This window comes from Herbaspirillum sp. C9C3 (assembly GCF_013359625.1).
GTDB lineage: Bacteria > Pseudomonadota > Gammaproteobacteria > Burkholderiales > Burkholderiaceae_D > Herbaspirillum.
Genome location: NZ_JABFMQ010000003.1, coordinates 138,183 through 164,427, shown reverse-complemented (window position 1 = coordinate 164,427; position 26,245 = coordinate 138,183). Strand labels below are relative to the sequence as shown.

The following is a 26,245-nucleotide window of genomic DNA, read 5'->3' as shown; positions in this document are numbered from 1 at the left end:
TTTGAGGCGATATGAAGGAAAAAGCCCGTGATCACTGCACGGGCTTGTCGCCTTCGTCTTCCAGGGGCAGGTTCACTGCGGGGATGGTGTACTTTTCTTCCGCCCAGGCACCCAGGTCGATCTGCTTGCAGCGTTCGGAACAGAAGGGGCGGTACTTGTTCTTCTCGTTCCATTCCACTTTGGTGCCACAGGTCGGGCAGTCTACGATCGTTGCCATACGTTTTACTTCACTTCATTTCATTCAGATTACAGGTCAAAAGCCGCACAGCGCCAGCTCGAAGGGCACTTCGCCATCGAAGGCACGCGGCTTTTCGTCGCCATCCTGCTGGGTGAAGCGCACCCACAGCATGTATTTGTTGGCCGAGATCTCGGGAATTGCGCCGAGTTCGATGTCGAGCGACAGGCGCAGCATCTGGTAGACCTTTCCCTGCAGCATCTGCTGGTAACTACCGCCTTCGGCGTTGATCTTGACGGCATGTCCCGATTCGCGCAGCAGGCGCATGACGATGCCGATGGCATCGAACAGCGGGATCAGCGGGGCGAACCAGTTGGAGATGTCCTGGAAACGGCGGTCGAAGGGATGCTGTTGCCAGGCGTAATAGGCCGGCAGGTCGAATTCGCAGGCCCCGCCCGGGATGATGGTGCGTCCGCGGATGCTCATCAACCATTCATTGTCGCGGATGTTCTGCCCGGTCTTGCCCTGGGCGGCTGCGAGGGCGCTGCTGGCCTGGTCGACTTCGGCCAGGATGGCGCTGAGCATCTCGGGCTCGACATTGGGGTTGGACTGGTAGGCCAGCAGGATCTGCTTCTGTCGTTCCAGCTCTTGCAGCAGGTCGGACTTGAGGTCGGCGCGTCCGGCGACCTCAAGCATTTCGAAAATGGTGGCAAGGGCGATGTGATGCTGATGCGGGCTTTCCTGGTGCAGGAAGAAGACGAATTTCTCGTAGAGGTCTTCCAGTCGCAACAGCGTGCGAATACGCTCGTTGAAAGGGTATTCGTAGACGATCAAAGCATGATCCCTTTATTGGTTGAACCGGACTTGTTAGGCCGCTGACAGGCCGCGTGGGTGCAATAACCTCGTCAACATGTGCAATGTCTGTGATTCTGACCCATGCAGAAGAAAATTACAAATGCAGTCGGCATCAAATGAAGCTGCTTTGCCGGTTCGCCTTTGCCCGGCTGCCCGTGTGCATTGTCGCCTCATCAGGGGATGCCTGCCCGTGCTTCAGGACGCCCCCGCCAGCGCCAGGTAACGCGCATGCAGCGCACGGACCTGGTCCGGCAGCGCGGCATTGCTGCCACCGTTGTCGATGACATCCTGCGCCACGGCCAGGCGGGCCTGGCGGCTGGCCTGGGCGGCCATGATGGCTTCCACTTCTTCACGCTGCAGGCCATTGCGCTGCATGACGCGCTCGATCTGGACCTCTTCCGGGCAATCCACCACCAGGATACGGCTGGCGCGACCGACCCAGGTGCCGGACTCCACCAGCAGCGGCACCACGAAGATGACGTAGGGGCCGGTGGCGAGCTCGGCCTCGCGCATGGTCTCGCTGCGGATCAGCGGATGCAGGATGGCTTCCAGCGCATGACGCGCGCTCGGATTGCCGAACACGTGCTGGCGCATGCGGGTGCGGTCCATGGCGCCGTGGGCATCGATGAACTGGTCGCCGAAATGCGCGCGAATGGGCCCAATGGCCAGGCCCTGCGGTGCGGTCAGGGCATGGGCGATGGCATCGGTATCCACCAGCGCAGCGCCCAGCGCGCCGAACAGATTGGCCACCGTGGTCTTGCCGCTGCCGATGCCGCCGGTCAGGCCGATGGTGAAGCGTTCAGTCAGTGAGGTCATGGGGTCAGAAATCGTAGAGAAGCCGGGTGAGCCAGCCATGGCCCATCAGCAAGGTCAGCATGCCGGCGAGGGCCAGGCAGGGGCCGAAGGGAATCGCCTGGCCGCGCTGGTGGCGGCCCAGGCCCATCAGGAGCAGGCCCAGCAGCGCACCCAGCGCCGAGGCCAGCAGCAGGACCAGCGGCAGGGCTTGCCAGCCCAGCCAGGCGCCCAGCGCCGCCATCAGCTTGAAGTCGCCATAGCCCAGGCCCTCCTTGCCGGTGGCCAGCTTGAAGATCCAGAAGATCAGCCACAGCAGGACATAGCCGGCCATTGCGCCCAGCACCGCATCCTGCAACGGCACCAGGGGATGTACCAGATTGACCAGCAGCCCCAGCCACATCAGTGGCAGGGTGAGGTCGTCGGGCAGCAGCATGGTGTGCGCATCGATGACGGCCAGCGCAATGAGAAAGGCGGCGCATACCATCAGCGCCACCCCGTGCAGGCCCAGGCCGAAGCGCCAGCCCAGCAGGGCGAACAGCAGCGCGCTCAGCAGTTCCACCAGGGGATAGGCCGCGCCGATGGGGGCCGCGCAGAAGCCGCAGCGTCCGCGCAGCAGCAGCCAGCTCAGGAGCGGAATCTTGTGATGCAGCGCCAGCGGTCTGGTGCAATGGGGACAGGCGGAGGCGGGCAGCCAGAGGTTGTAGCGATCGGTATGCGGCATGGTCTCGCCACGTTCCTGGGCGACGAAGTTGGCAGTCTCGCGCAGCATCATGCGCGGCAGGCGATGGATCACCACGTTCAGGAAACTGCCCACCAGCAGGCCCAGCAGCGCCGCCACGGCCGCTGTGGCCGCATGGCCGGGGAGGGCGAGGGCATCGGGGAAAAACATCGTCGCGTTCAAGTCCGTGTCGATCGAGAAGGAAGCGGGAAGGCGGCCTGTCGTTTCATACCACCGCACCCATGCGGAACACCGGCAGGTACATCGCCACCACCAGGCCGCCGATGACCACGCCCAGCACCGCCATGATAACGGGTTCCATCAGGCTGGTGAGGGCCGTGACGGCCTCGTCGACCTCGCGTTCGTTGAGCTCGGCGATCTTCGCCAGCATGGCATCGAGTGCACCGGCCTCTTCGCCCACGGCCGTCATCTGCACCGCCAGGTCCGGGAAGACGCCCGTGACCTGCATGGCCTCATGCAGCGAGGCGCCGTTGCGCACGGCATCGCGCACGGCCAGCGAGGCCTCGGCATAGACCACGTTGCCGGCGGCTCCGGCCACCGTCTCCAGCGCCTCCACCAGGGCGATGCCGGCCCCGAAGAGGGTGCCGAAGGTGCGGCTCCAGCGCGCCAGGGCGGCCTGTCGCAGCAGTTTTCCGAACAGCGGCAGCGACAGGCTCAGGCGTTGCGCGGCCCGTCGCAGCGCGGGATAACGTCGCCACGCCAGCGTTGCCGTTACGCCCGAGATCAGCAAGCCCAGCAGCAACAGGGGGCCATGGCGACCCAGCAGATGCGCCATGCCCATCACGATGCGCGTGGGCAGTGGCAGTTCGGCACCGAACTGCTGGAACATCTGCTCGAAGGCCGGTACGACCCACAGCATGATGACCACCGTCACCACGACCGCGACCAGCACCACCGCGCAGGGATAGGCCAGTGCCGCGCGCACCTTGCCGCGCAAGGCCAGCGATTTCTCACGATAGAGGGCGATGCGCTCCAGCATGCTATCCAGCATCCCGGCTTCCTCGGCGGCGCGCACCAGGTTGCAGAAGAGCGCATCGAACTGGCGTGGATGGCGCGCCAATGCGGCATGCAGGCTGTCGCCGCGCGCCACGGCTTGCCGCACGTCGGCCAGCAGCCCGGCCAGCGCAGTCCTGGTCGCGCCCCGGATGGCGATGTCCAGCGATTGCAGCAGCGGCAGTCCGGCTTGCAGCATGGTGGCGAGCTGGCGTGTGAAGAGGGCGATCTGTTTGGCGGTGATGCGTCCGCGCATGATCGGGGTGCTACTGCCGTCCTGCGTGAGGTCGGCGGTGCGCGCGCCGTCATCGCGCCGCAGCCGTGCCACGCGCAGGCCCTGTTGACGCAGCCGGGCGCGTGCCTGGGCTTCATCGGCGGCGGTAAGGACGCCGCGCTGCGGACGGCCGTGGCGGTCCAGTCCTTCCCAGCGGAAGGGGAGGCCGGAAGGCAGGCGATCAGGTGCAGGCAAGGATTTCTCCCATGCTGGTTTCGCCCCGCAAGACCTTCAGCAGCCCGGCCCGGCGCAGGTCGATGACGCCTTCGGCCTGCGCCTGCCGTCCCAGCTCCAGCGTGCCGGCCTGGGCCAGGATCAGCGACTGCATGGCCGCGCTGACCGGCATGACCTGGTAGATCCCGGTGCGTCCGCGAAACCCGGTCTGATTGCAGGCCGGGCAGCCCTGCGGCAGGAAGGTGGCGGGCGTGCCGCCGGCCGGACGGCGGCAGCGGCACAGCTTGCGCACCAGCCGCTGGGCCACGATCAGGCTGACGGAAGCCGCGATGTTGTAGGCCGGCACCCCCATGTTGAGCAGGCGCGTGAGCGTGGCGGGAGCGTCGTTGGTGTGCAGGGTGGAGAGCACCAGATGCCCGGTCTGCGACGCCTTGACCGCGATGTCGGCGGTCTCCAGATCGCGTATCTCGCCCACCATCAGTACATCCGGGTCCTGGCGCAGGAAGGCGCGCAACGCCAGGGCGAAGTCCAGACCGGCCCGCTCGTTGATGCTGACCTGGTTGATGCCGGGCAGGTTGATCTCCACCGGGTCCTCGGCGGTGGCGATGTTGATGCCCGGCTGGTTCAGCCGTTGCAGGCAGGCGTATAGCGAGACGGTCTTGCCCGAGCCGGTCGGACCGGTCATCAGCACCAGGCCGTGCGGCTTGGCGATGGCCTGCAGCAGGGCTTCCTGCTGGGCCGGTTCATAGCCGAGCTGGGCAATGGACAGGGTGGCCTGGGTGGTATCGAGGATGCGCAGCACGATCTTCTCGCCGAACTGCGTGGGCAGCGTCGAGACGCGGAAGTCCACCGTGCGCTGGTCCAGCGCCAGGCGCATCTTGCCATCCTGGGGCAGGCGCTTTTCGGCGATATCCAGCCGCGCCAGGATCTTGAGCCGGGTGGCCAGCTTGTCGCGCAGCGTCAGCGGCGGCTGCGCCAGTTCGTGCAGTACGCCGTCCAGGCGCAGGCGTACGCGGAAGAGATGTTCGAAGGGTTCGAAATGCAGGTCGGAGGCGCCCATGCCGACCGCATCGGCCAGCAGCTTGTGCAGCAGGCGCACCACGGGGACATCGTCGTCGGCCACGGCCGTGTCGGGAGCGGATTGCATGGGAGACCTCGCGCGCAGGGGCGCTGCCGCAGGGCAACGCACAGGGAGGGGAAGTCTCCCACGCGTTGCCGCTGCCCGGAAAGCGGAGCGGCGATTTGCGTGGGACAAATTCGGAGGACTTCGATACGGTCCGGCCCGGCGAGGGGCGAATCAGTCCGGTGTCTTCCCGTCAGCCGGCATGGCAATGAGCTTGACCATGCGGATGGCCTGGTTCTGTACCTGCACGATCTCGATCACGCAGCCATCGATCTTGACGGCCACGCTGGCTTCGGGGATGTCCTGCAGGGTTTCCAGCAGCAGGCCGTTGATGGTCTTGGGGCCATCCAGCGGCAGTTTCAGGCCCAGGCGCTTGTTGATGTCGCGCAGGGTGGTACTGCCTTCGAGCAGGCAACTGCCGTCCTTGTCCCAGCCAAAGCCTTCCCCCGAGGAACCGGGCGAGGAGGTGGTGAATTCGCCGATCATTTCCTCGATGATGTCTTCCAGTGTCACCAGCCCCTGCACTTCGCCGTATTCATCGACCACGATGCCCAGGCGCTCGTGGTTTTCCTGGAAATATTGCAGCTGGGTGAAGACATCGGTCTCCACCGGCACGTAGTAGGGGGTCGAGAGCAGGGCGCGGATGTCGTCGTGGGTGATGTCGTCTTCCTGGCGGAACAGCGCGACCGTCTTGCGCACATGCAGGATGCCGGCGATATGGTTGATCTCGCCCTCGAACACTGGCAACTTGTTGTGATAGCAGGTGGCCAGCTGGTGCAGGATGTCTTCCACCGGCGCGGCCAGGTTCAGGGCCTCGACCTGGGCGCGCGGGGTCATGACGTCTTCCACCGAGATTTTTTCCAGGTCGAACAGGTTCAGCAGGATGCTCTTGTGTTTCTGCGGAATGAAGCTGCCGCCCTCCAGCACGATGGAGCGCAGCTCTTCCGGCGAGATGCGCTGCTCCGCTGCGCGGGAACCGGTCTTGATGCGCAGCACCTTGAGGATGGCCGATACGAAGATGTTGACGAACCACACCAGCGGCTTGGCCACCCGCATCAGCGGCTTGAGCACGAAGCTGGTAAACAGCGCAATGCGTTCCGGATGGGTGGCGCCGATCACCTTGGGTACGATCTCGGCGAAGACGATCAAGAGCGCCGCCACGAAGGCGGTGGCCGCCGTGATGACGCGCTGGTGGTTGCCGAAGGCAGCAATGGCCAGCGCCGTCACCAGGGCCGTGGCCAGTGCATTGATGACGGTATTGGCGATGAGGATCAGCGAGAGCAGCCGTTCAGTGCGGTCCAGCAGCCACAGGATGGTGATGGCGGCACGGTTGCCTTGTTTGGCCAGGTGCCGCAGGCGATGGCGATTGGCGGCCATCAGCGCCGTCTCGGTCATGGAAAAGAAGGCCGAGAGCAGGATCAGGAGCAGGAGTGCAAGAGCTTGCACCCATATGGGTACGGTATCCAAACGTTGCCGTCAGTGGGTTGCCCTCACGCATGGGAGGGAGTCGGCGGGCCTGTTCACCTGTCATCACGACAGGCAAGCCAGGGCGGCCAGCAAGCGCCAAAGTCTAGACGATGGGGGCGTATCCCGCAAGCCGTGCGGTCCCGACTTGCTTCTCAGTAACCCCGTGCGCGATCGTAGAGATGCGGTGGCGGCAGGCCGTTGAGCACGGCCGCCATCGCCACCGCCGCCTGTCGTGCGCGCTCGCGCCGCGAGGGGGTGGCCGCTGCATGGGGTGTGACCAGTACGCGCGGATGCCGCCACACGGCGGCCCCGGCAGGCAGCGGCTCTTCCTCGAATACGTCCAGCACCGCAGCCGACAAGTGAGCGCTGTCGAGCGCGGCCAGCAGGTCGGGCAGGCAGACGTGGCTGCCGCGTCCGACGTTGATGAGCGCCGCCCCCTTGGGTAACTGGCTTAGCAGTCCGGCATCGATGATGTGGCGGGTGTCGGCGGTCTCGGGCAGCAGGCAGATCAGGAGGTCGGTTCGGGCCAGGAAGGCCGGCAGCGCCTCGGCGCCGGCAAAGCAGGCCAGACCCTCTTCGCTGCGCGGCGAGCGCGCCCAGCCGGCCGTCTCGAAACCGACCGCCGCATGTATGCGTGCCGCCGACAGGCCCAGCGCACCCAGACCCAGTACGCCCACCCGGGTTTCGCGCGCGGTGCGCGGGGTGGAGAATTCGCGCCACTCGGCGCGCGCCTGCTGGGCGATGATGCGTGGCATGTCCTTCAACAGCATCAGGCTGCTCATGAGCGTGAATTCGGCCATGCGCTGCTGGGTTTCGGGGGTGACCATGCGCACGATGGGCAGCTCCGGCAGGTGCGGGTCGGCGAGGATGTGATCCACGCCGGCTGCCGCACTGAGGATGGCCTTCAGGTTGGGAAACTGCGCCAGTCTTCCCGCTTCGGGCTGCCACACCAGCACGAACTGCACACGCGCCGGATCGACTTCCGGATCGTCCCAGGCGCGCACTTCGAGGCCCAGCCCGGGCGCGAATTCATCAAAGCTGGCGCGCCACTCGGCCAGCGCGGCAGCACCGCCTGACTTGATCAGCAGCACGGGGGCAAGGGCAGAGGCGGGCGAGGTCATGCTTGCGGCTCCCCCGGATTGGCCTGGTGCATGGGCCGACGCAAGGCAGGATCGAAGGGATTCATCCGGCGCGACAGGGCTGCCGCTTCCCGCTGCAGCATCTGCACCACGGTGGGTAGCCGTTCCTCGGTCAGACGCGAGGTCAGCGTGCCCACGCTCAAGGCGCCGACGATGCCGCCGGCGGCATCGAACAGCGGCACGCCCAGGCCCGCCATGCCATCGAGCAAACCGGCCTGGCGTGCCGCGTAGCCGGTTTCCCGCACCCGTTCGATCTCGGTACGCAGGTAGACCTCGTCATAGACACCGAACTCGCGCAGGCGCGGCACGTTGTAGCGGATCACTTCCTCGCGTTCTTCTTCCGGCAGGAAGGCGAGGATGGCCAGTGCTCCCTGCCCCACACCCAGCGCCACGCGTCCGCCGATGTCGCCGGTGAAGGCGCGGATCGGGAAAGGGCCATCGACGCGGTCCACGCACACCGCATCGAAGCGCGAGCGCAGCAGCAGGAAGACCGTATCTCCCAGGCTGCCGCACAGCCGCAGCAGGGCCGGACGGCACAGGCTGCGCACATCCGAGGCATTGCCGGCGCGCGCGGCCAGGGCGAACAGGTCCATGCCCAGGCGGTACAGCTTGCTGCGCTCATCCTGCTCCACCACGCCTTCGACGGCCAGCGATTGCAGCAGCCGGTGCGTGGTGCCCTGGGTCAGACCGATGGCCTTGGCCACCTGGGTCACGCGCATGCCTTGTGGTGGTGCATCGGCCAAGGCACGCAACACCGCGAAGGTGCGCTGGATGCCGTTGACCGGCAGGGAGGCTGGGGCGCTGGCCGCCGCGGCCTGGTCGTTGTGCTCGCTCATGAGGGGACTTTGTCTGCTGGGTGGAATCGGGGGTGGTCGGTCCGCCGATGTATTTCGTTGAACGGAATAAATATAAAAAATTTCCTGACAGTCGAAATACGATAGCAGAATTGGCACCGAAATTGCATCAATAACGAAACAGGAGACGCGCCACCCACCTCGCTCAGCGCCGCGGTGGCGTACTTGAAAGAATGCATCGGAGCGCCCGCCGGCCGACAAGCCCGCCAGCCGTGCAGCGCCCGAGCCTTGCGACAGGGAGCTTGCAATGTCATTTCTTACGCTGACCAATGTCAGTAAGTTCTATGGTGATACCCAGGCGGTATCGGGTTTCAACCTCACGGTGGAAAAGGGCGAGTTCATCTCCCTGCTGGGGCCCTCGGGCTGCGGCAAGACCACCACCCTGCAGATGATTGCCGGTTTCGAAGCCGTCAGCGGCGGCCGCATCGAACTGGACGGACGCGACATCACGCACGCCAGGCCCAACAGCCGTGGCCTGGGTATCGTGTTCCAGACCTATGCGCTGTTCCCGCACATGACGGTGGAGCAGAACGTGGCCTTTGGCCTGGAGATGCGCAAGTGCGGCCGGGCGGAAAAACGTGACCGCGTAGCGCAGGCCCTGGCCCTGGTGCATCTCGAAAAACACGGTGCCCGCTATCCGCGCGAACTGTCCGGCGGCCAGCGCCAGCGGGTGGCCCTGGCGCGTGCGCTGGTGATCGCACCGCCCGTGCTGCTGCTGGACGAGCCCTTGTCCAATCTCGACGCCAAGCTGCGTGAGGAAATGCAGTTCGAGCTGCGCGACATCCAGCGCAAGGTCGGCACCACCACCATCATGGTCACGCACGACCAGAGCGAAGCCATGTCCATCAGTGATCGCGTGGTGGTGATGGAGGCCGGTCACATCACCCAGGTCGGGCGTCCTCTGAACGTGTATGAGCATCCGGCCAATCGCTTCATTTCCACCTTCGTGGGCAAGGCCAATCTGCTCGAGGGTCAGGTGGTCGGTGCGGCCGGCGAGCGCGCCGATATCGCCGTGGGTGGCATGATGCTGTCCCTGGAGAGTAGCGATACCGGCCTGCGCGGCGGTGGTCGCGTGGTGCTCGGCCTGCGTCCGGAAAAGATCCGCTGTACCGCGCCCGGCCAGGGCCGCTGCAATGGCGACGTGGTGCGCCGTTTCTTCCTCGGCAGCCAGTGGATGTATGAAGTGCAGACGCCGCTGGGTCTGCTGTCGGTGCTGTCGGCCAACGATGGCGCCGAGGCGCTGGAGCAGGGCGCTGCCGTCGGCCTGGCGTGGAGCGACTACAGTCTGCGCCTGGTCTCCACCGCCCGCAGCGATGAACAGGTGACGGCATGAGCGCGGCCGGCACGACTTCCGTAGCGCCACCCGCAGTGGCCCCCGGCGACAGCAGCAAGGTCCCCGGCCAGCGCAGCCTGCCCTGGCTGATGTCGGCCCCGGCCATCCTGCTGTGCACGGTGATGCTACTGGTGCCGCTGGTGCTGACCCTGGTGCTGTCCTTCAACGCCTATGATGCCGAGACCGGCCCCAAGGCCGGCACCTTCACGCTGGAGCACTACTATGCGGTGCTGACCGATCCGTACTACTACGGCATCTTCTGGCGCACGCTGTGGATCTCGGGCCTGGTCACGCTGATCTGCATCGTGGTGGGCGCGCCCGAAGCCTACATCCTCAACCGCATGCGCAAGCCATGGCGCTCCGTCATGCTGCTGGTGGTGCTGGCCCCGCTGATGATCTCGGTGGTGGTGCGCGCCTTCGGCTGGAGCATGCTGCTCGGTCCCGAAGGACTCATCAACGGCACGCTGGCCGCACTGGGCTTTGCCCGGGTCAGGCTGCTCTACACCGAAACGGCCATTGTCATTGCGCTGGTGCATGTGATGTTGCCCTTCATGGTGATCCCGGTGTGGACCTCGCTGCAGAAGCTCGACGGTGGCGTGGCCAATGCTGCGCTTTCGCTGGGGGCCACGCCTGCCACCGTACTGCGCCGTATCGTGCTGCCGCAGATCATGCCCGGCATCTTATCGGGCAGCCTGATCGTCTTTGGCCTCTCGGCCAGTTCCTTTGCCATTCCGGGCCTCCTGGGCGGACGGCGTCTAAAGATGATGGCCACCATCATCTACGACGAATACCTGCACGAACTGAACTGGCCACTGGGCGCAGCCATCGCGCTGCTGCTGCTGGTGGCCAACCTGGTCATCATGCTGGGCTGGAACCGCATGATCGAACGCCGCTACAAGAAAGCGCTGGGCTGAACCATGAACAAGAACGGACCGATTGCATTGTGCTTCAATGCGCTGGTGATCCTCTTCACGCTGGCGCCGATCCTGGTGGTGTGCGTGATCGCCTTCACCCCCGAAAACACCCTGACCATGAACGGACCGGAATTCTCGCTGCGCTGGTTCAAGGCAGTGTTTGAATTCCCCGATTTCGTGACTTCCTTCTGGAACAGCCTGTGGCTGGCCCTGGCCGCCGCCACCATCTCCACCGGGCTGGCCATACCGGCGGCCATGGCGCTGGTGCGCTATCCGCATCGCTGGTCGGGCATGTTGCAGGGGCTGTTCCTGTCACCGCTCATCATTCCGCACCTGGTGCTGGGCGTGGCGCTGCTGCAGCTGTTCTCGGTGGTGGGCGGCGCCGGCAACTTCGGCTGGCTGGTGCTGGCGCACTCGCTGGTGGTGACGCCCTATACCATGCGCCTCATCATGGCCGCCCTGATCGGTTTTGATCGCAGTGCCGAGCAGGCGGCGCTGTCGCTGGGCGCTTCGCGCACGAAGGTATTGTTGCGCATCACGCTGCCGATGATCCTGCCCGGCATCACCGGTGGCTGGCTGCTGGCCTTCATCAACAGCTTCGATGAAGTCACCATGTCCATCTTCGTGACGGCGCCCTCGACGGTGACGCTGCCGGTGCGCATGTACATGTATGCCACCGAATCGATTGATCCGATGATGGCGGCGGTGTCGGCGCTGATGGTGGGCATCACGGCGGTGGCAATGATCATCCTGGACCGGGTCTATGGCCTGGACCGCGTGCTGGTGGGACGTTCATGACACCGACCTCCTCCCCGTCACAGGCCCAGCTGGTGCGGCTGGCCGAGCGTGATCGCGCCACGGTCAGCTTCACCCTGGACGGCCGTCCGGCCACCGCGCTCGAAGGCGACACCGTGCTGACCGCCGTGCTGACCAACGCGGGCAGCCTGCGTCGCAATGAATTCAGCGGCCAGCCGCGGGCCGGATTCTGCATGATGGGCGCTTGCCAGGATTGCTGGATCGCCACCGATAACGGTGAGCGCTTGCGCGCCTGTTCCACCTTCATCCGCGCCGGCATGCAGTTGCTGAGCGGGCAGGGGGAGACCGCATGAGGCGCCGTGCTCCCGTCATCGTCGGTGCCGGTCCGGCCGGTGTGCGCGCGGCCCAGACGCTGTTGGCACACGGCCTGCGTCCGGTCGTCATCGATGAAGCCGCGCGCGCGGGCGGCCAGATCTATCGCCAGCCACCGCGCGGATTCCTGCGCAGCCGCAAGACGCTGTATGGCTTCGAGGCCAGCCGCGCGCAATCGGTCCACGATACCTTCGACACCTTGCGCGAGGCCGTCGATTACCGGCCCGACACCCTGGTCTGGAATGCCCAGCCGGGTTTGCTGGATCTGATGGATGGCGGCGCACAATCGGCCTCCACCCTGGTCTGGGAAGACATCATCGTGGCCACCGGGGCCACTGATCGCGTGCTGCCATTCCCTGGCTGGACCACGCCGGGCGTCTACACGCTGGGTGGTGCGCAGGTCGCGTTGAAGTTCCAGGGATGTGCCATCGGCCGCTCGGTGGTACTGGCCGGCAATGGCCCGCTGCTCTATCTGGTGGCCTATCAATATGCCAAGGCCGGCGCGCATGTGGCGGCGGTACTCGACAGCAGCAGCCTGACCGACCGCATCGCCGCACTGCCGGCCATGCTGGGACAGCCCGCGTTGCTGGCCAAGGGCATCTACTACCTTGCCTGGCTCCGCCTGCATGGGGTGCCGGTGCATTCGCACGCGCGAGTGTTGCGCGTGGAAGGCGATACACGTGTGCAGGCACTGGCCTGGCGTCGCGAGCATCTGGCAGGCGCGGGCGGCAAGCCCGGCCCCGAGCAGCGTATCGCGTGCGATGCCGTGGGCTTCGGCTATGCACTGCGGTCGGAAACGCAACTGGCCGACCTGCTGGGTTGCCGCTTCCAGTTCGATGCCCTGCAGCGCGCGCATCTGCCGGTGCGCGACGCTAGCACCCGCAGCAGCGTGCCCGGCGTCTACCTGGCCGGTGACGGTGCCGGCATCATGGGCGCCGATGCAGCTGAACTGGCCGGCGAACGTGCCGCGCTCGCGCTGTTGCAGGATCGTGGCATCGCAGTCGATGCAGCACGGGTAGCGCAGATCGAGGCGGAGCTGGCGCGTATCGGTGCGTTCCGTCTCGGGCTGGAACGCGCATTTCCCTTCCCCGAACGTTGGGCGGCCACTGCACCGGATGATCTGGTGGTGTGCCGGTGCGAGAACATCCGGGCCGGTGAATTGCGCGCCGCCGTGCGCCAGCAGGGGGCCACGGAAATGAACCGGCTCAAGGCGCTCACGCGGGTGGGGATGGGCCGTTGCCAGGGCCGCATGTGCGGCGCGGCCGCGACCGAAATCCTGGCTCACGCGGCCGGCCTGCCGGTGTCGCAAGTGGGACGCCTGCGCGGGCAGGCGCCGATCAAGCCGATTCCCCTGGGCATGCACGTGCCCGCTCCCGAGCCTGTTCCGGCGCGGGTGATCGCGCTGCCTGTCCAGGAAGATGCCTCATGAAAACTCTTGCCACCGAAGTCCTCATCATCGGCGGCGGCATCGTCGGCGCCTCCGCTGCGCTGGTGCTGGCCAAGGCCGGACGTCGCGTGACCGTGCTGGAGCGCGACCTGTGTGGTGCACGCTCCAGCGGTATCAACTATGGTGGCGTACGGCGCCAGGGGCGGCCCGAAGTGCAACTGCCGTTGTCGCAGCGGGCGCATGAGATCTGGGGCCAGCTCCAGGACCTGATCGGCACCACCGGCGAATACGAACGCAGCGGTCACTTCAAGCTGGCCCGCAGCGAGGCCGACATGCAGTCACTGGCGCGCTATGCCGAACTGAGCCGTCCTTATGGCCTGGGCATCGAACTCATCAGCGGTGAGCGCCTGCGCCAACAATGTCCCTGGCTGGGCGGCGCGGCAGTCGGTGGCTCGTTGTGTCCGGAAGATGGCCAGGCCAATCCGCGCCTGATCTCACCGGCTTTCGCACGCGCTGCCGAGGCCGCCGGTGCGACCATCGTCGAGCGCTGCGAAGTGCTGCAGGTCGGCCATGATGGTCGCGACTTCGTGGCCGAAGCGCGACATGGGGAAAGTACCCTGCAGGTTCGCGCGGAAGTCCTCATCAACTGTGCCGGGGCCTGGGCCAACCGCGTGGCGCAAGCCTTTGGCGAAACCGTGCCGCTGACCAGCGGCCACCCCAGCATGGTGGTCACCGAACCGATTGCGCACTTCCTGCCCTGGAGCCTGGGTGTGGAGGGAGGCTCCATCTATTGCCGCCAGGTGGCGCGCGGCAACGTGGTGCTGGGCGGCGGACGTGGCTATGTGCTCGATGAGCAGCGCGCCCGCGCCTCGCATGATTCCATCCTCGGTCTGCTGCCGCAGGCGGCGGCCCTGCTGCCGGCACTGCGCCATGTACACATCATCCGGACCTGGAGCGGTGTGGAAGGCTACCTGCCGGACCAGCATCCGGTGATCGGCCCCAGCACTACGCAGCTGGGCCTGCTGCATGGCTTCGGCTTCTGCGGTGCCGGTTTCCAGATCGGTCCGGCAGCCGGCGAAGCGCTGGCAGAACTGGTGCTGCACGGTCGCAGCACCATTGCGCTGGATGCCTTCTCGATCGGCCGCTTCCTCCCGGCGCGTGCCGCTGTCGTCGACCTGTTGTCCTCCCACCCTGAAAGGAAGATCTCATGATGTCGCTCTCCCGCACCGCTGCCCTCGGACTCCTGCTGGCCACCGCCAGCGCCGGATCACAGGTGCAGGCACAGACCCGTACGCTGTATGTCGGCATGAATGGCGGCAACATGGAGAAGACCTTTACGCAGGCGGTGTTCGGTCCCTTCGAGCAGAAATACAACGTCAAGATCGCCGTGGTGCCGGGCGGTTCGGCCGACATCCTGGCCAAGGCCCAGGCCGCCAGGGACAAGCCGCAGATGCACCTGATGTTTCTGGACGATGGCGTGATGGCCCGCGCCGTCGGCATGGGGCTGTGCGAGAAGCAGAAGCCCAATCCCAACCTGGCCGACCTGCTGCCGGTGGCGCACATCAAGGATGACATGGCCACCGGTGTGACCATCAGCGTCACCGGCCTGGCCTACAACACCAAGGTCTATGCCGAGAAGGGCTGGGCGCCGCCGACCTCGTGGCTGGATCTGGCCGATCCCAAGTTGAAGGGGCGCGTGGTGTTCCAGTCGCTGCCCTCGTCCACCTTCGGGCTGCATGCCTTCCTCGCCTTCAACCAGATCAAGGGCGGCACCGATGCCAATGTCGATCCGGGCTTCAAGGCCTGGCCCAAGACCATCGGTCCCAATGTGCTGGAGTACATCGCCAATTCGGCCAAGATTTCCGAGATGGCACAGACCGGCGAAGCCGCGCTGTTCCCCTATACGCCCACACTCTCCACGCTCCTCAAGAGCAAGGGTGTGCCCGTGGAATACGTGCAGCCCAAGGAAGGTGCCATCGTGCTGATGGTGGCGCAGTGCGTGATCGCCAACAACAGCGAGCCGCAACTGTCACAGGAGTTGGCGGCCTATCTGCTCTCGCCGCAGGCTCAGGCGCTGGCGCTGGAAAATGGCAACTACAACCCGACCAATACCAAGGTCCAGGTCAGTGGCGCGGCAGCCGCCGAGCAGACCCGCATGAACGCTTTCGTCAAGGCGGCCCGGGCGGTGGATTGGGATGAAATCAACAAGAATCGCGCGGTGTGGAATACCCGCTGGAGCCGCACCATCGAACGCTGATGACTGCCGCTCCACGGCGTGAAATGCGGAAATGATCTAAATGATCTAAATGATTTATCTGGTTTTGCAGAATCTCTGGCAGTTTTTTGCGCCACCTTTGCGGTGGCGTTTTTTTCGATGAAGGCGTGCGGCGCAGTTTTTGTTTATCTGCGGCATCGATGAATCGATATCGATTGTGCAATGGCGTAGATAAGCCGCAGCAGGGCGGGCAGTGAGGCGCATTGGCGAGAGGGGCAAAAATCGCGTATAATGCCTGGATCGCTCAAGAACCGAGCGGAAATCCTGATCCCCACGCGCCTTGTCGTACCAGCACCCTGCAATCCGCGTGATTCGCATCTTCATCCGCTTCCCCGAGTAAAGCACCAGCGCTGCCGGCTTCGCCGCGTGCGCGGTCAACTGTCCTCCGACCTTAACGCTCCCGGCCTCCACTTGGCGTGGCCAGTCGTCAAAGCCAGAGAATGCAAATCCCCGAGCCCTTCCTCGCTGGAGGTCGCGCGCTCACGCACAAGAAAGAGAAAATGGCAAAAGAAGAACTGATCGAAATGCAAGGACAAGTCTCCGAAGTCCTCCCTGACTCCCGTTTCCGCGTGGCGCTGGACAACGGCCACTCGCTGATCGCCTACACGGCTGGTCGCATGAAGAAGAATTTCATCAAGATCCTGGCGGGCGACAAGGTTACGCTGGAACTGTCCCCCTATGACCTGAACAAGGGGCGCATCATCTTCCGTCACCTGGAACAGCGCGGCCCCAGCGGCCCGCGTCCGGGCTTCCGCCGTCGCTGAGCTTGGAGCGGCGTGATGCTGTGGCGTCGCGTCGCCTGATGCCCTGCGGCACGCCCAAGGCGCTGGCCTGCGCTCACATGATCGGTTTTGCGAAAGAAAAAAAATATGCAAGCTCCGGTCCACCATCAGGAGCAGTACAAGGGCTTCCACATTTCGCTGCGCTGTAGCGGCGCACAAGGTCTGTGGGAGGTGAGTGACGTGCACATTGCCCACGGCAGTGCAATGGCGCCGGCCCTCTTTCCGCGCCGCCAGTTGCCGGGTCGTTTCGAGAGCGCCGGACTGGCCATCGAGCGCGGCATGGGCTGGGCCAGGGCGGTGATCGACAATCTTGACCCGGCGCTCGATGGAGAGCGGACGGCCAGCTGAGCTGGCTGCTGCTCTTTCATCCAGCGCATCTCTGGCCGGATCGGCCATCTTCATCTACGCACCGCATTGATGTTCGACGTGGACATCTTCCTGGGCTTGTTCCCCTCTCCGGCCAGCCTGCTGGCGCTTCGCTCCTGCATTTTCTGCGGAACTAGTTGCCGCGCCGACTTTCAGTGGATTATCGCAACAGGCGCTGTCGACGGGATTGCGAGGCTATCGCCTCGACCCTGTCAGCGTCGCTTGTGGTCGGCGTGCTTCGCAACATAGAATAGCGCCGCGACTCATTCATTTTTGTTAAGTATTCGGGTGCCGGCTGAAGGCCATGCGGCAATGTTTTTCTGTGGCAATGCGTCGTCGAGATATCGGTCCCTATCCCGAATTTCCTTCCACCTGTGTCAGATCGGCAGATCTGCTCAAGAGCGCGGACGAATTGCGCCATAAACGCCATGCACATTCATTTCAGCCCATGCGCACATGATGCGTCCGGTAGCGCAGGCCACCCCGTGGTCGCGCAGTCTTGCGCATCGACGGGCTTGCAGCGCCGTGCTGCGACCCTGGTCAACCATGGAGGTGTGGCATGAGTATCCCGGTCATGTCGGAGAGTGGGGCAGGCGCCGCGCGTTTCACCGGCTATCGGCCGTGGCTCGATGGTGTCAGGGCGGTGGCCATCTTGCTGGTGCTGTTGGAACATACCAATCTGTTCAAGCAATTCAATCTGGGCGGTGTTGGCGTTGGCATCTTCTTTGCGCTGTCGGGTTATCTGATTACCGGTTTGTTATGGGATGAGTTTGCCCGGGAAGGGCGACTGGCGCTGGTGCCGTTCTACCTGCGGCGCTTCGCGCGCCTGGCACCGGCGCTGGTGATCGTGGTGGTGGTCGCGGGCGTGGCGTTTCTGGCGGAGGGGCAGCGGCGCGCTGCTTTCAATGGCTTGTTTGCCGTGACTTATACGGCCAATTACGCCGCCATCTTCAGTGGCCACCATCTGGCCGGATTCGGACATACCTGGTCGCTGGCGGTGGAGGAGCATTTCTATCTGGTCTGGCCACCGCTGATGCTGCTGTTGCTCCGACGCCTGCAGGCGCCCGGCTTCATCAAGGCGGTGCTGGCACTCTGCGTGGCGGTGCTGTGCTGGCGCGCCTTGCTGTTCGTGTTCTTCGGCGAGCAGGTCAGGCTCATGCTCTATGCGGGCAGCCTGGAGCGACTCGATTCCCTGCTCTATGGATGTGCCGCGGCGGTTGCCGTGCGTCGCGGCTGGCGTCCGGGCATCGGTGCGGTGCTGGCTGGGGTGGTCGCGGTTGCTGCCAGCATCGTGTGGCTGGCGCCCTTGAGCAGCGTATTCGGTCCTACCCTGATCGGTGCGGGTGGCGCCTTGCTGATTGCGGCGCTCGACTGCGAGCGCAGGGCCGTGATGCAGCAACTGCTGTCGGCAAAGCTGATGGTGCGCACCGGCATCCTCTCCTATGGCATCTACCTGTGGCATATCCCTTTGCTGCAACTGGTCACCAGGAACGGCGAGGGACCATTGCTCCATATTCTGGCGGCGATGGGGCTGGCAGTGATCCTGGCGTATGTGTCCTATCGGTATTGCGAAGTGCCGATCCGCGACAGCGTGCGGCGCCGGCTGGCGGGCAAGCCTGGTCCTGCGCCGATATGAAGGAAAGGGCCGTGTTCCGGGCGCTCAGGCTGGTACCTCGGGCGGGGCAGGAAATTGTCGGTGGTGGATGTGAAAAAACAGGCAGAAATCGGTCTGGCCCCTGATGGGGCTGGACACAGAAGATGCAGGCGGGACGCACAAAGAAAAACAGCGAGTTCAATAACTCGCTGTTTTTGCTTGGGTAATTCTGGTCGGGGTGAGAGGATTCGAACTCCCAGCCTAGCCCGTATATACCGGGTTTGCGGGCGATGAGCAGAAGAAAAAACGCCATCGAATTGACGCAACTATACCCTAGCACATGCTCCTGTTTTGCCTGATGAGTGATCTAGCGCCTTAACATTTCCGCTAACTGCGCGAGCGTGACGAACTTAACCCCGAAATTTTCTGTGAGGCATCTTCTATTATCTTCGCTAAGTATGGATTGACTGCCTGCGCCTTTAGCAAAATCATCAGAGCAAAATAGCTGAATGCCAAATCCATAATGAGAGGCGATGCTGTCGCCATCTGCCCATTCAGCTACAGCCTTGGAGACAAGCGTTTTCTCATCCGCATTTGCACGTCCCAACCCTTGAAGCCATAGCTCAGGCTCAGGCGCGTTGGCCCGCTTGGAAAACTCCAGGCCAAGCTTCACCGCCACAGCACGGCCTAAGTGGCGTCGCTCAATTTCGGTCGCAAGATAATTAACCTTGTCCATGCAGCTAACCAGCGCTGATACCCCTCCTTCTGGTTCATATAGCGAATAGCGCTCATCCTTCAGATGCTTCGCACCAATTCGAGCCGGTGAGCGTAAGGCCAGCATTCCGAGTGCATATGCGGCTTCAACTCGTTTAGAGAGCTTTTGGGGAATTTCATTAGGAGGGTGTCGGAAACCGATGGAGAGATCAATCGTGTTCTTGGACGTAGCAGACGAGCTTGTAACAACTCGGGTTTTACCAAGAGTCTCGAAGCGCTGTTTTTTGGGGATGCCTTCAATGGTGACCACTGTCTCACTAAAGAATCCTCGAACTCGTCCGACTCCTATTGCTGAATTGACAAAATGACCGTCGTCCGAGGTGTCGCGTTGTGCTTCATCAGGAAAGACCACTGAGTTGAGAGTGTTTGTGTCAAAAGTCACGGTTAAAGTAAAACCCGTCTCAGTGTGCTCAGATGTCATATTTGCCCCCTTATGCAGCCAATAGTTTTTGGGTTCGACGTCAAGCATAGCGGGTAGCGTCCGAGCCTTGGGCATGGCGATGAAGGAGGGCTGAATTTGGAAGTGGCTGGTCGCTGAAGAACTACAGCGATGGGACATGTTTCGGGAGGTTTAGGCGAGACAGATCATCGAAGGCCAGGATTTCCCAGGGTGCCAAGGTGGCCAAGTGGTCCGCCTTGGCCTCGATCATGGGTTGCTTGAGCGGGTTTGTCGCTGCCTGCTTGGCTATGCTGCGCCGAGTAAACTCCGCGTCCCACTCGGCAATTAGCTGTCGGGCTTGGGAGTGGGCGGTGTTCCTATCGGACGTGCCAAGGCTTCGCCTGTAGGCATCGACAGGAGGCTTGCCGCTTTTATTGAGGGGGAATGTATCGCGGAGGTCTTTCGGGATACCGATGCGCAGCCAGTAAATGTTACTGCCGGGCCGGGTATAGACTCCATCAGGAGGGGCTGCCATATCTCGCTGTGATTTGGAGTGAATTGATACAGCGTTATGACTCAGTACCGCCCTAAAACAAACGCCAGCCCTGAAGTCTCAGGACTGGCGTCGTATATATCTGGTCGGGGTGAGAGGATTCGAACCTCCGGCCTCTACGTCCCGAACGTAGCGCTCTACCAGGCTAAGCTACACCCCGTCGAGTGAGATCTAAGTCAGTGATTTCGATCTACTGCGAAAGCCGATAATTCTAACAGGGATTTTTTGAATTGGCTATCCGGAAGTGAAATAATTGCGTCCGCAGCCCGTCGCGCAGCGATTTCCGCCTGTTCGCGCGTATAGGCCAGGGCGCCGGAATGGGTGATGGCCGACAGCACTTCGTCGAAATGCTGCTCGTCACCATTCTCGATGCAGGTGCGCACCAGCTCGCGTTGCTGCGGCGTGCCATGCTGCATCAGCCAGATCAGCGGCAGCGTGGGCTTGCCTTCGCGCAGGTCGTCACCGACGTTCTTGCCGATCTCGGCGCTGTTGCCGGAATAATCCAGCACGTCGTCGATCAGCTGGAAGGCGGTACCGATGGAACGGCCATATTCGCCAGCGGCTTCAATGCCCGCCTCGTCGGCGCCGGCAATGAGCGCACCAATCTGGCTGGCCGCCTCGAACAGCTTGGCGGTCTTGGAACGGATCACCTGCAGGTAGCCCGCCTCGTCCACATCCGGATTGTGCATGTTGAGCAGCTGCAACACCTCGCCCTCGGCGATGACGTTGGTGGCATCGGCCACGATTTCCATCACGCGCGGATTGCCCACCGCCACCATCATCTGGAAGGCGCGCGAATACAGGAAGTCACCCACCAGCACCGAGGCCGCATTGCCAAACATCGCATTGGCGGTCTGCTTGCCACGACGCAACGACGATTCGTCGACCACATCGTCATGCAGCAGGGTGGCGGTATGAATGAATTCGATCACCGCCGCCAGCGCGTGATGATGCTCGCCCTTGTAGCCGAAGGCATTGGCAATGAGCACGACCAGCACCGGGCGCAGGCGCTTGCCGCCCGCACTGATGATGTATTCGGCGACCTGGTTGACCAGCGGCACTTCCGAATACAGCTGCCGACGGATGACTGCGTTGACCGCCTCCATGTCGGCGACGATCGGATGCAGGATGGTTTGTTGCGAAGCGGTTTGTACGGCGGCAGACAAGGCGGAACCTGTGGGAAATGGTTATTGCCCGGATTATACGACGACAAGGCAGTGCCACGCCAAAGTGCCTCAGACCAGATGATGCCGCTTTTGCCTTGTCGAAATGAAAACATGCGTCCCGAGCGGGGTGGCTGACAGGGGCGCCCCTGTTCCTTGTCCGCCCGGAAACTCTGTTGTACAGAGGCCCGGCAAAGTGTCAAGTCTTTTGACCGTGCAGCTAAGTGCCTGTATAATTTGCGGTTTTCCTGTTTCGCCATGGGTTTTTGACGGGCGCGGCAAGGGAAAAATCGTTCTTATTCATTCATTCGTGAGGTTTCACATGTACGCGGTCATAAAAACCGGCGGCAAACAATACAAAGTTGCTGCTGGCGAAAAACTCAAAGTAGAACAGATACCGGCTGACATTGGCTCCGAAATCACTTTGGATCAAGTGCTCGCAGTGGGCGCAGGCGAAACCGTGAAGTTCGGTGCGCCGCTGGTCGCAGGTGCTACGGTGCTGGCTACTGTGGTAGCACAAGGTCGCCATGACAAGGTCCGCATCTTCAAGATGCGTCGTCGCAAGCACTACCAAAAGCGTCAAGGCCATCGTCAGAACTACACCGAACTGCAAATCGTCTCGATCAACGCTTGAGCGTTGACCCGAACGAACTGCTCATCCAAAGTCATCAAGGAGTTTTAAATGGCACACAAAAAAGGCGGCGGCACTACGCGCAACGGCCGTGACTCAGAATCGAAACGCCTGGGCGTCAAGGTTTATGGCGGCCAAGTGATCAACGCTGGCGGCATCATCGTCCGTCAACGCGGCACCCGCGTCCACGCTGGCGAAAACGTCGGCGTCGGCAAGGACCACACCCTGTTCGCCCTGAAGGACGGCAAGGTCAAGTTCGTTGTCAAGGGCCTGCAACAGCGTCAATACGCTACCGTCGTTACGGCGTAAGCGTTCCTGTCATCCGGGTCCGCCCGGAAACCAGGCATAAAAAAGGCTCTGCCGGTGGTGGAGCCTTTTTGATTTTTGAAGAGCCGTCAACAAAGCGCCGAGCCTCGGCTTGCATGGCAAGTGCAGGGGTGGGGCCTGACCCTGACCGGGCAGGTATCGACGTTTTGTTAGCGGCTCCCATGTCCCATGAGGCGTCCAAATCATGAAATTCATCGACGAAGCACGTATTGAAGTCGTGGCAGGCGATGGCGGCAACGGCGTCGCCAGCTTCTGCCGCGAGAAATTCCGCCCCTTCGGCGGTCCCGACGGCGGTGACGGCGGCAAGGGCGGCACCATCTGGGCCGTGGCCGACCGCAACGTCAATACCCTGATCGACTATCGCTACGCCAAGCTGCACCGCGCCGGTCGCGGTGAAAATGGCCGTGGCTCGGACTGCTACGGCAAGGGTGCCGATGACGTCTACCTGCGCATGCCGGTGGGCACGCTCATCGTCGACATCAACACCGGCGAGCACATCGCCGACCTGACCTTCCACGGCCAGACCGTGATGCTGGCCAAGGGCGGTGAGGGCGGCTGGGGCAACATCCACTTCAAGACCTCCACCAACCGCGCCCCGCGTCAAAAGACCGAAGGCAAGGAAGGCGAGCGCCGCGAACTGCGCCTGGAACTGAAGGTGCTGGCCGATGTGGGTCTGTTGGGCATGCCCAATGCGGGCAAGTCGACTTTCATCACGGCCGTCTCCAACGCGCGTCCCAAGATCGCCGACTATCCCTTCACGACACTGCACCCCAATCTGGGTGTGGTGCGCGTGAGCCACGAGAAGAGCTTCGTGATCGCCGACATTCCCGGCCTGATCGAAGGGGCTGCCGATGGTGCCGGTCTGGGCGTGCAGTTCCTGCGCCACCTGCAGCGTACCGGTCTGCTGCTGCACATCGTCGACCTGGCGCCCTTCAATGATGAAGTCGATCCGGTCAAGGAAGCCAAGGCCATCGTCCAGGAACTGAAGAAATATGACCAGTCCCTGTTCGACAAGCCGCGCTGGCTGGTCCTGAACAAGCTGGACGTCGTCCCCGAGGCCGAGCGCGCCAAGCGGGTGAAGGATTTCGTCAAGCGCTTCGGCTGGAAGGGCCCGGTCTTCGAGATCTCGGCCCTGAACCGCGATGGCTGCGAAGAACTCATCAACGAGATCTACAAGTACCTGGAAACCAAGCGTGCCGAAGAGCACCGTTCGGAAGAAACCCAGATGACCGAGGAAGCCCGCGCCATCTCCAGCATCGATCCGGACGATCCGCGTTTCAAGGTCCTGGACTGATTCCTCTCTTGCGTAGCCCCTGCCGGGGCTGCGCGCGGGGGCGGTTCGGGCTATCATCTCTGCCTGTCGGAATTTCCTCCCGCTCCCAGAAGAATCAGAACCCGGAACACTATGCAATCGGTCATTCAACGCGCCAAGCGACTCATCATCAAGGTGGGCTCTTCCCTGGTCACCAATGATGGCAAGGGCCTGGACGCCAACGCCATCGCCCGCTGGGCCGAACAGATCGCGCAACTGCGCGCGCTCGGCAAGGAAGTGGTGCTGGTCAGCTCCGGCGCGGTCGCCGAAGGTATGCAGCGTCTGGGCTTCGACAAGCGCCCGACCGGCATCCATCACCTGCAGGCTTGCGCCGCCGTCGGGCAGATGGGCCTGGCGCAGATCTACGAAACGAGTTTCCGCAAGCATGACCTGCACACTGCTCAGGTGCTGCTGACCCACGCCGACCTGGCCGACCGCGAACGCTACCTCAATGCCCGCTCCACCCTGTTCGCCCTGTTGCAACTGGGGGTGGTGCCGGTCATCAACGAGAATGACACGGTGGTCACCGATGAAATCAAGTTCGGCGACAACGACACCCTGGGTGCGCTGGTGGCCAACCTGATCGAAGCCGAAGCGCTCATCATCCTCACCGACCAGCCGGGCCTGTTCACGGCCGATCCGCGCAAGGATCCGACGGCTACCCTCATTTCCGAAGCGCGTGCCGGCGATCCGTCGCTGGAGCTGATCGCAGGCGGTACCGGTACCGGCATCGGCCGTGGCGGCATGCTGACCAAGATTCTGGCGGCCAAGCGCGCCGCCACCTCCGGCGCCCATACCGTGATCGCCTGGGGCCGTGAAGAGCAGGTCTTGACGCGCCTGGCGGCCGGTGAAGCCATCGGCACCCAGCTCAATGCCGAGACCGCGCAACTGACCGCGCGCAAGCAATGGATGGCTGACCACCTCAAGACCGCCGGTCGTGTGGTGCTCGATGCCGGTGCGGTGCAGAAGCTGAGCCTGGAGGGCAAGTCCCTGCTGCCCATCGGTGTGGTGGAAGTGTCGGGCGAGTTTGGCCGGGGCGATGTGATCACCTGCGTGGACGAGAGCGGTCGCGCCATCGCCCGTGGCATGAGCAACTACAACAGCTCGGATGCGCGCCGCATCATCCGCCATCCATCTGCCGAGATCCAGGCCATCCTGGGCTTCGTCGAGGAACCGGAACTGGTGCATCGGGACAACCTGGTGTTGCTGTGACGGCACCGCGCCGACCTGCGTCGGATGGATGATTCATCGCCTATCGTATAAATCATTTATACGATATAAATGATGTAAAGAAAAACGCGGCCGAGGCCGCGTTTTTTGTTGCCCGGTCCGGGCTCCTTGAGGCAATCAGCGACGCACCGGATCGAGGCGGGTCTGGGACTTCAGGCGGCTGAGGATGCTGCTGAGGTTCTCATTGTCGGCGATCATCTTGCCTTCGCAGAAATAATCCCTGAACAGCGCACCGTCGATGCGATTGACGCCAATATCCCGAATCGGCTGCCATTTGTCGCGGCGCGAGCGTGACCATGTGCCATCCGGGTGGCCGAAGGCGTAGGTCTTCTTTTCCCAGGTCTCGCAGCGCATGCCTTCGTAGATCACGTTCACCGCACCGCCTTCGGTCTTGGTCACGACCGTATAGCGCACCACCTTGTCGGTACCGATGGAGACCGAGTTCAGGTCGACATAGGCCTTCATGGTGGCTTGCGGGCTGAGGTAGAACTCGGCCAGGTTCTTCTCCTGCGGTGTGGGAGGCAGATGCACGGCGATTTCCTGCCAGGGCTTCTCCTCGTCGTCGAATTCTTCATCGAAGCTCTGCGCCAGCGTGCTGGCGCAGACCGCCAGCAGCGAGCAGGCGAGGACGGCGCGGCGCAGGCTGCGCAGGGTGAACGGGGAACGTTGGGTGTCAGCGTGCTGGGAAGAGGGCATGGAACTCACTTGGTTTCGGGCGTGCTCGCGCCGTTGCAGGACTGGCCTGTGGCGGCCTGGCCCGGATTTTTGTGGGGATGCGCAAGGCGTCCGGCTTGCTCGGCGCGGCGCTGGCCGTGCGCCGGCCGGTTCAGGAAGCGCGACAATTCCTGCAGTGCCTGCTGGTAGACCTCGCGTTTGAATTCGATGACCACGTCCAGCGGCACCCAGTAGTCATGCCAGCGCCAGGCATCGAACTCCGGATGCGAGGTACCGCGCAGGTTGACATCGCAATCGCGCCCGACCATGCGCAGCAGGAACCAGATCTGTTTCTGGCCGCGGTAATGGCCGCGCACTTCGCGCTTGATGAAATGGTCGGGGACTTCGTAGCGCAGCCAGTCACGGGTGCGGCCGATGATCTTGACGTGCTCGGCACGCAGGCCGATCTCTTCTTCCAGTTCCCGGAACATCGCCTGTTCGGGGGTCTCGCCGTGCTTGATGCCGCCTTGCGGGAATTGCCAGGAGTGCTCGCGTACGCGCTTGCCCCACCACACCTCGTTATTGGCGTTGAGCAGGATGATGCCGACGTTCGGGCGGAAGCCTTCTCGATCCAGCATGGTGATCCTCAAACTTTCTGCGGCTGGAAGTCCCTTTCAGGCAGGCTCGTGCGACTGCGGGCATACACGGAAAACCGGTACGCCAGGCGGGTCAGGAGCAATCACATCGATGCACGGATGTCATTGAAACTGGGAGCAAATCTGCAAAGAAAGGGCGCATCAGCCAGCTAATCCTTTAAAATTGGAATGATTATAACCCTCCTCTTTTTAAAAAGAA

28 protein-coding genes and 1 tRNA gene are annotated in these 26,245 nt (G+C 63.2%); 14 read left to right on the top strand and 15 right to left on the bottom strand.

Annotation, left to right across the window (positions count from 1 at the left end; translation table 11 throughout):
• Window positions 1-31: 31 nt before the first annotated feature.
• The 9 genes from yacG to HNO82_RS04730 all read right to left on the bottom strand — a co-directional run bounded on the left by yacG (window position 32) and on the right by HNO82_RS04730 (window position 8,570).
• Window positions 32-217, bottom strand: coding sequence for a DNA gyrase inhibitor YacG (gene yacG / locus HNO82_RS04770; protein ID WP_034351612.1), 186 nt, complete (start codon window positions 215-217; stop codon window positions 32-34).
• 36 nt (window positions 218-253) lie between these two features.
• Window positions 254-1,009 (bottom strand): cell division protein ZapD, encoded by a 756-nt coding sequence (gene zapD, locus HNO82_RS04765; protein WP_008334573.1) that lies wholly within the window; start codon window positions 1,007-1,009, stop codon window positions 254-256.
• A gap of 216 nt (window positions 1,010-1,225) precedes the next feature.
• Window positions 1,226-1,846, bottom strand: coding sequence for a dephospho-CoA kinase (coaE, locus tag HNO82_RS04760; RefSeq protein WP_175342915.1), 621 nt, complete (start codon window positions 1,844-1,846; stop codon window positions 1,226-1,228).
• Window positions 1,847-1,850: 4 nt separating this feature from the next.
• Window positions 1,851-2,714 carry a prepilin peptidase gene (locus HNO82_RS04755; RefSeq protein ID WP_008334584.1) on the bottom strand — a complete coding sequence of 288 codons (864 nt, stop codon included), beginning with the start codon at window positions 2,712-2,714 and terminating at the stop codon, window positions 1,851-1,853.
• A gap of 55 nt (window positions 2,715-2,769) precedes the next feature.
• Window positions 2,770-4,026 (bottom strand): type II secretion system F family protein, encoded by a 1,257-nt coding sequence (locus HNO82_RS04750; RefSeq protein ID WP_175342914.1) that lies wholly within the window; start codon window positions 4,024-4,026, stop codon window positions 2,770-2,772.
• Window positions 4,013-5,152: a GspE/PulE family protein gene (locus tag HNO82_RS04745; RefSeq protein ID WP_175342913.1), complete on the bottom strand. Its 1,140-nt coding sequence runs from the start codon at window positions 5,150-5,152 to the stop codon at window positions 4,013-4,015. The genes HNO82_RS04750 and HNO82_RS04745 overlap by 14 nt, the downstream gene beginning before the upstream one ends.
• A 150-nt stretch (window positions 5,153-5,302) precedes the next feature.
• On the bottom strand, window positions 5,303-6,595 hold the full coding sequence (locus tag HNO82_RS04740; protein ID WP_175342912.1) for an HlyC/CorC family transporter: 1,293 nt from the start codon (window positions 6,593-6,595) through the stop codon (window positions 5,303-5,305).
• A gap of 152 nt (window positions 6,596-6,747) precedes the next feature.
• Entirely contained in the window at window positions 6,748-7,716 is a 969-nt protein-coding gene (locus HNO82_RS04735) for a 2-hydroxyacid dehydrogenase (protein ID WP_175342911.1), read from the bottom strand.
• Window positions 7,713-8,570, bottom strand: coding sequence for an IclR family transcriptional regulator (locus HNO82_RS04730; RefSeq protein ID WP_175342910.1), 858 nt, complete (start codon window positions 8,568-8,570; stop codon window positions 7,713-7,715). The genes HNO82_RS04735 and HNO82_RS04730 overlap by 4 nt, the downstream gene beginning before the upstream one ends.
• A 265-nt stretch (window positions 8,571-8,835) precedes the next feature.
• On the opposite strand from HNO82_RS04730, the gene HNO82_RS04725 reads away from it, so the two are divergent.
• From HNO82_RS04725 to HNO82_RS04680, 10 genes are all read left to right on the top strand, one after another.
• A complete protein-coding gene (locus HNO82_RS04725) occupies window positions 8,836-9,921 on the top strand; it encodes an ABC transporter ATP-binding protein (RefSeq protein ID WP_008334600.1) in 1,086 nt (361 codons plus the stop codon).
• The gene (locus HNO82_RS04720) at window positions 9,918-10,835 is read left to right on the top strand and encodes an ABC transporter permease (protein WP_175342909.1); all 918 of its coding nucleotides are present in this window, start codon (window positions 9,918-9,920) and stop codon (window positions 10,833-10,835) included. The genes HNO82_RS04725 and HNO82_RS04720 overlap by 4 nt, the downstream gene beginning before the upstream one ends.
• A gap of 3 nt (window positions 10,836-10,838) precedes the next feature.
• Window positions 10,839-11,633 (top strand): ABC transporter permease, encoded by a 795-nt coding sequence (locus tag HNO82_RS04715; RefSeq protein WP_008334602.1) that lies wholly within the window; start codon window positions 10,839-10,841, stop codon window positions 11,631-11,633.
• A complete protein-coding gene (locus HNO82_RS04710; RefSeq protein WP_008334604.1) occupies window positions 11,630-11,944 on the top strand; it encodes a (2Fe-2S)-binding protein in 315 nt (104 codons plus the stop codon). The genes HNO82_RS04715 and HNO82_RS04710 overlap by 4 nt, the downstream gene beginning before the upstream one ends.
• Window positions 11,941-13,392, top strand: coding sequence for an NAD(P)/FAD-dependent oxidoreductase (locus tag HNO82_RS04705; protein WP_175342908.1), 1,452 nt, complete (start codon window positions 11,941-11,943; stop codon window positions 13,390-13,392). Before HNO82_RS04710 ends, HNO82_RS04705 begins: the two co-directional genes overlap by 4 nt.
• Complete coding sequence (locus HNO82_RS04700; RefSeq protein ID WP_008334608.1) at window positions 13,389-14,561, top strand: NAD(P)/FAD-dependent oxidoreductase; 1,173 nt, start codon at window positions 13,389-13,391, stop codon at window positions 14,559-14,561. The genes HNO82_RS04705 and HNO82_RS04700 overlap by 4 nt, the downstream gene beginning before the upstream one ends.
• Entirely contained in the window at window positions 14,558-15,607 is a 1,050-nt protein-coding gene (locus HNO82_RS04695) for an ABC transporter substrate-binding protein (RefSeq protein ID WP_008334609.1), read from the top strand. Before HNO82_RS04700 ends, HNO82_RS04695 begins: the two co-directional genes overlap by 4 nt.
• 518 nt (window positions 15,608-16,125) lie before the next feature.
• On the top strand, window positions 16,126-16,389 hold the full coding sequence (infA, locus tag HNO82_RS04690; protein WP_006713209.1) for a translation initiation factor IF-1: 264 nt from the start codon (window positions 16,126-16,128) through the stop codon (window positions 16,387-16,389).
• Between the two features lie 105 nt (window positions 16,390-16,494).
• Window positions 16,495-16,755 carry a hypothetical protein gene (locus HNO82_RS04685; protein ID WP_175342907.1) on the top strand — a complete coding sequence of 87 codons (261 nt, stop codon included), beginning with the start codon at window positions 16,495-16,497 and terminating at the stop codon, window positions 16,753-16,755.
• A gap of 577 nt (window positions 16,756-17,332) precedes the next feature.
• Entirely contained in the window at window positions 17,333-18,409 is a 1,077-nt protein-coding gene (locus HNO82_RS04680) for an acyltransferase family protein (RefSeq protein ID WP_175342906.1), read from the top strand.
• Window positions 18,410-18,734: 325 nt separating this feature from the next.
• Here the strand turns inward: HNO82_RS04680 and HNO82_RS22085 are convergent, their stop codons facing one another.
• The 4 genes from HNO82_RS22085 to ispB all read right to left on the bottom strand — a co-directional run bounded on the left by HNO82_RS22085 (window position 18,735) and on the right by ispB (window position 21,179).
• Window positions 18,735-19,610, bottom strand: coding sequence for a hypothetical protein (locus HNO82_RS22085; RefSeq protein WP_217509806.1), 876 nt, complete (start codon window positions 19,608-19,610; stop codon window positions 18,735-18,737).
• A 73-nt stretch (window positions 19,611-19,683) separates the two neighbouring features.
• Window positions 19,684-20,055, bottom strand: coding sequence for a DUF6538 domain-containing protein (locus tag HNO82_RS22450; RefSeq protein WP_502709266.1), 372 nt, complete (start codon window positions 20,053-20,055; stop codon window positions 19,684-19,686).
• Window positions 20,056-20,156: 101 nt separating this feature from the next.
• Window positions 20,157-20,233, bottom strand: a tRNA-Pro gene (locus HNO82_RS04670).
• A 16-nt stretch (window positions 20,234-20,249) separates the two neighbouring features.
• Entirely contained in the window at window positions 20,250-21,179 is a 930-nt protein-coding gene (gene ispB / locus HNO82_RS04665; protein ID WP_175342997.1) for an octaprenyl diphosphate synthase, read from the bottom strand.
• Window positions 21,180-21,558: 379 nt separating this feature from the next.
• On the opposite strand from ispB, the gene rplU reads away from it, so the two are divergent.
• From rplU to proB, 4 genes are all read left to right on the top strand, one after another.
• Entirely contained in the window at window positions 21,559-21,870 is a 312-nt protein-coding gene (gene rplU / locus HNO82_RS04660; RefSeq protein WP_006713215.1) for a 50S ribosomal protein L21, read from the top strand.
• Between the two features lie 48 nt (window positions 21,871-21,918).
• Window positions 21,919-22,176, top strand: a complete 258-nt coding sequence (gene rpmA, locus HNO82_RS04655; RefSeq protein ID WP_006713216.1) for a 50S ribosomal protein L27 — start codon at window positions 21,919-21,921, stop codon at window positions 22,174-22,176.
• Window positions 22,177-22,378: 202 nt separating this feature from the next.
• A complete protein-coding gene (gene obgE / locus HNO82_RS04650) occupies window positions 22,379-23,488 on the top strand; it encodes a GTPase ObgE (protein WP_008334622.1) in 1,110 nt (369 codons plus the stop codon).
• 111 nt (window positions 23,489-23,599) lie between these two features.
• A complete protein-coding gene (proB, locus tag HNO82_RS04645) occupies window positions 23,600-24,718 on the top strand; it encodes a glutamate 5-kinase (RefSeq protein ID WP_008334624.1) in 1,119 nt (372 codons plus the stop codon).
• 135 nt (window positions 24,719-24,853) lie between these two features.
• Here the strand turns inward: proB and HNO82_RS04640 are convergent, their stop codons facing one another.
• Entirely contained in the window at window positions 24,854-25,432 is a 579-nt protein-coding gene (locus tag HNO82_RS04640) for a CNP1-like family protein (protein WP_175342905.1), read from the bottom strand.
• A 5-nt stretch (window positions 25,433-25,437) separates the two neighbouring features.
• A complete protein-coding gene (locus HNO82_RS04635; RefSeq protein ID WP_008334627.1) occupies window positions 25,438-26,028 on the bottom strand; it encodes an RNA pyrophosphohydrolase in 591 nt (196 codons plus the stop codon).
• Window positions 26,029-26,245 lie beyond the last annotated feature (217 nt).

What these genes read in the sequence shown, in the direction of transcription:
- HNO82_RS22450 (WP_502709266.1), bottom strand. Translation starts at nt 20,055, where the DNA reads ATGGCAGCCCCTCCTGATGGAGTCTATACCCGGCCCGGCAGTAACATT.
- HNO82_RS04745 (WP_175342913.1), bottom strand. Translation starts at nt 5,152, where the DNA reads ATGCAATCCGCTCCCGACACGGCCGTGGCCGACGACGATGTCCCCGTG.
- HNO82_RS04685 (WP_175342907.1), top strand. Translation starts at nt 16,495, where the DNA reads ATGCAAGCTCCGGTCCACCATCAGGAGCAGTACAAGGGCTTCCACATT.
- coaE (WP_175342915.1), bottom strand. Translation starts at nt 1,846, where the DNA reads ATGACCTCACTGACTGAACGCTTCACCATCGGCCTGACCGGCGGCATC.
- HNO82_RS04720 (WP_175342909.1), top strand. Translation starts at nt 9,918, where the DNA reads ATGAGCGCGGCCGGCACGACTTCCGTAGCGCCACCCGCAGTGGCCCCC.
- infA (WP_006713209.1), top strand. Translation starts at nt 16,126, where the DNA reads ATGGCAAAAGAAGAACTGATCGAAATGCAAGGACAAGTCTCCGAAGTC.
- HNO82_RS04705 (WP_175342908.1), top strand. Translation starts at nt 11,941, where the DNA reads ATGAGGCGCCGTGCTCCCGTCATCGTCGGTGCCGGTCCGGCCGGTGTG.
- HNO82_RS04730 (WP_175342910.1), bottom strand. Translation starts at nt 8,570, where the DNA reads ATGAGCGAGCACAACGACCAGGCCGCGGCGGCCAGCGCCCCAGCCTCC.
- HNO82_RS04715 (WP_008334602.1), top strand. Translation starts at nt 10,839, where the DNA reads ATGAACAAGAACGGACCGATTGCATTGTGCTTCAATGCGCTGGTGATC.
- HNO82_RS04635 (WP_008334627.1), bottom strand. Translation starts at nt 26,028, where the DNA reads ATGCTGGATCGAGAAGGCTTCCGCCCGAACGTCGGCATCATCCTGCTC.
- HNO82_RS04700 (WP_008334608.1), top strand. Translation starts at nt 13,389, where the DNA reads ATGAAAACTCTTGCCACCGAAGTCCTCATCATCGGCGGCGGCATCGTC.
- proB (WP_008334624.1), top strand. Translation starts at nt 23,600, where the DNA reads ATGCAATCGGTCATTCAACGCGCCAAGCGACTCATCATCAAGGTGGGC.
- obgE (WP_008334622.1), top strand. Translation starts at nt 22,379, where the DNA reads ATGAAATTCATCGACGAAGCACGTATTGAAGTCGTGGCAGGCGATGGC.
- HNO82_RS04735 (WP_175342911.1), bottom strand. Translation starts at nt 7,716, where the DNA reads ATGACCTCGCCCGCCTCTGCCCTTGCCCCCGTGCTGCTGATCAAGTCA.
- HNO82_RS04695 (WP_008334609.1), top strand. Translation starts at nt 14,558, where the DNA reads ATGATGTCGCTCTCCCGCACCGCTGCCCTCGGACTCCTGCTGGCCACC.
- rplU (WP_006713215.1), top strand. Translation starts at nt 21,559, where the DNA reads ATGTACGCGGTCATAAAAACCGGCGGCAAACAATACAAAGTTGCTGCT.
- HNO82_RS04680 (WP_175342906.1), top strand. Translation starts at nt 17,333, where the DNA reads ATGAGTATCCCGGTCATGTCGGAGAGTGGGGCAGGCGCCGCGCGTTTC.
- yacG (WP_034351612.1), bottom strand. Translation starts at nt 217, where the DNA reads ATGGCAACGATCGTAGACTGCCCGACCTGTGGCACCAAAGTGGAATGG.
- HNO82_RS04755 (WP_008334584.1), bottom strand. Translation starts at nt 2,714, where the DNA reads ATGTTTTTCCCCGATGCCCTCGCCCTCCCCGGCCATGCGGCCACAGCG.
- rpmA (WP_006713216.1), top strand. Translation starts at nt 21,919, where the DNA reads ATGGCACACAAAAAAGGCGGCGGCACTACGCGCAACGGCCGTGACTCA.
- ispB (WP_175342997.1), bottom strand. Translation starts at nt 21,179, where the DNA reads ATGGAGGCGGTCAACGCAGTCATCCGTCGGCAGCTGTATTCGGAAGTG.
- HNO82_RS22085 (WP_217509806.1), bottom strand. Translation starts at nt 19,610, where the DNA reads ATGCTTGACGTCGAACCCAAAAACTATTGGCTGCATAAGGGGGCAAAT.
- HNO82_RS04725 (WP_008334600.1), top strand. Translation starts at nt 8,836, where the DNA reads ATGTCATTTCTTACGCTGACCAATGTCAGTAAGTTCTATGGTGATACC.
- HNO82_RS04710 (WP_008334604.1), top strand. Translation starts at nt 11,630, where the DNA reads ATGACACCGACCTCCTCCCCGTCACAGGCCCAGCTGGTGCGGCTGGCC.
- HNO82_RS04640 (WP_175342905.1), bottom strand. Translation starts at nt 25,432, where the DNA reads ATGCCCTCTTCCCAGCACGCTGACACCCAACGTTCCCCGTTCACCCTG.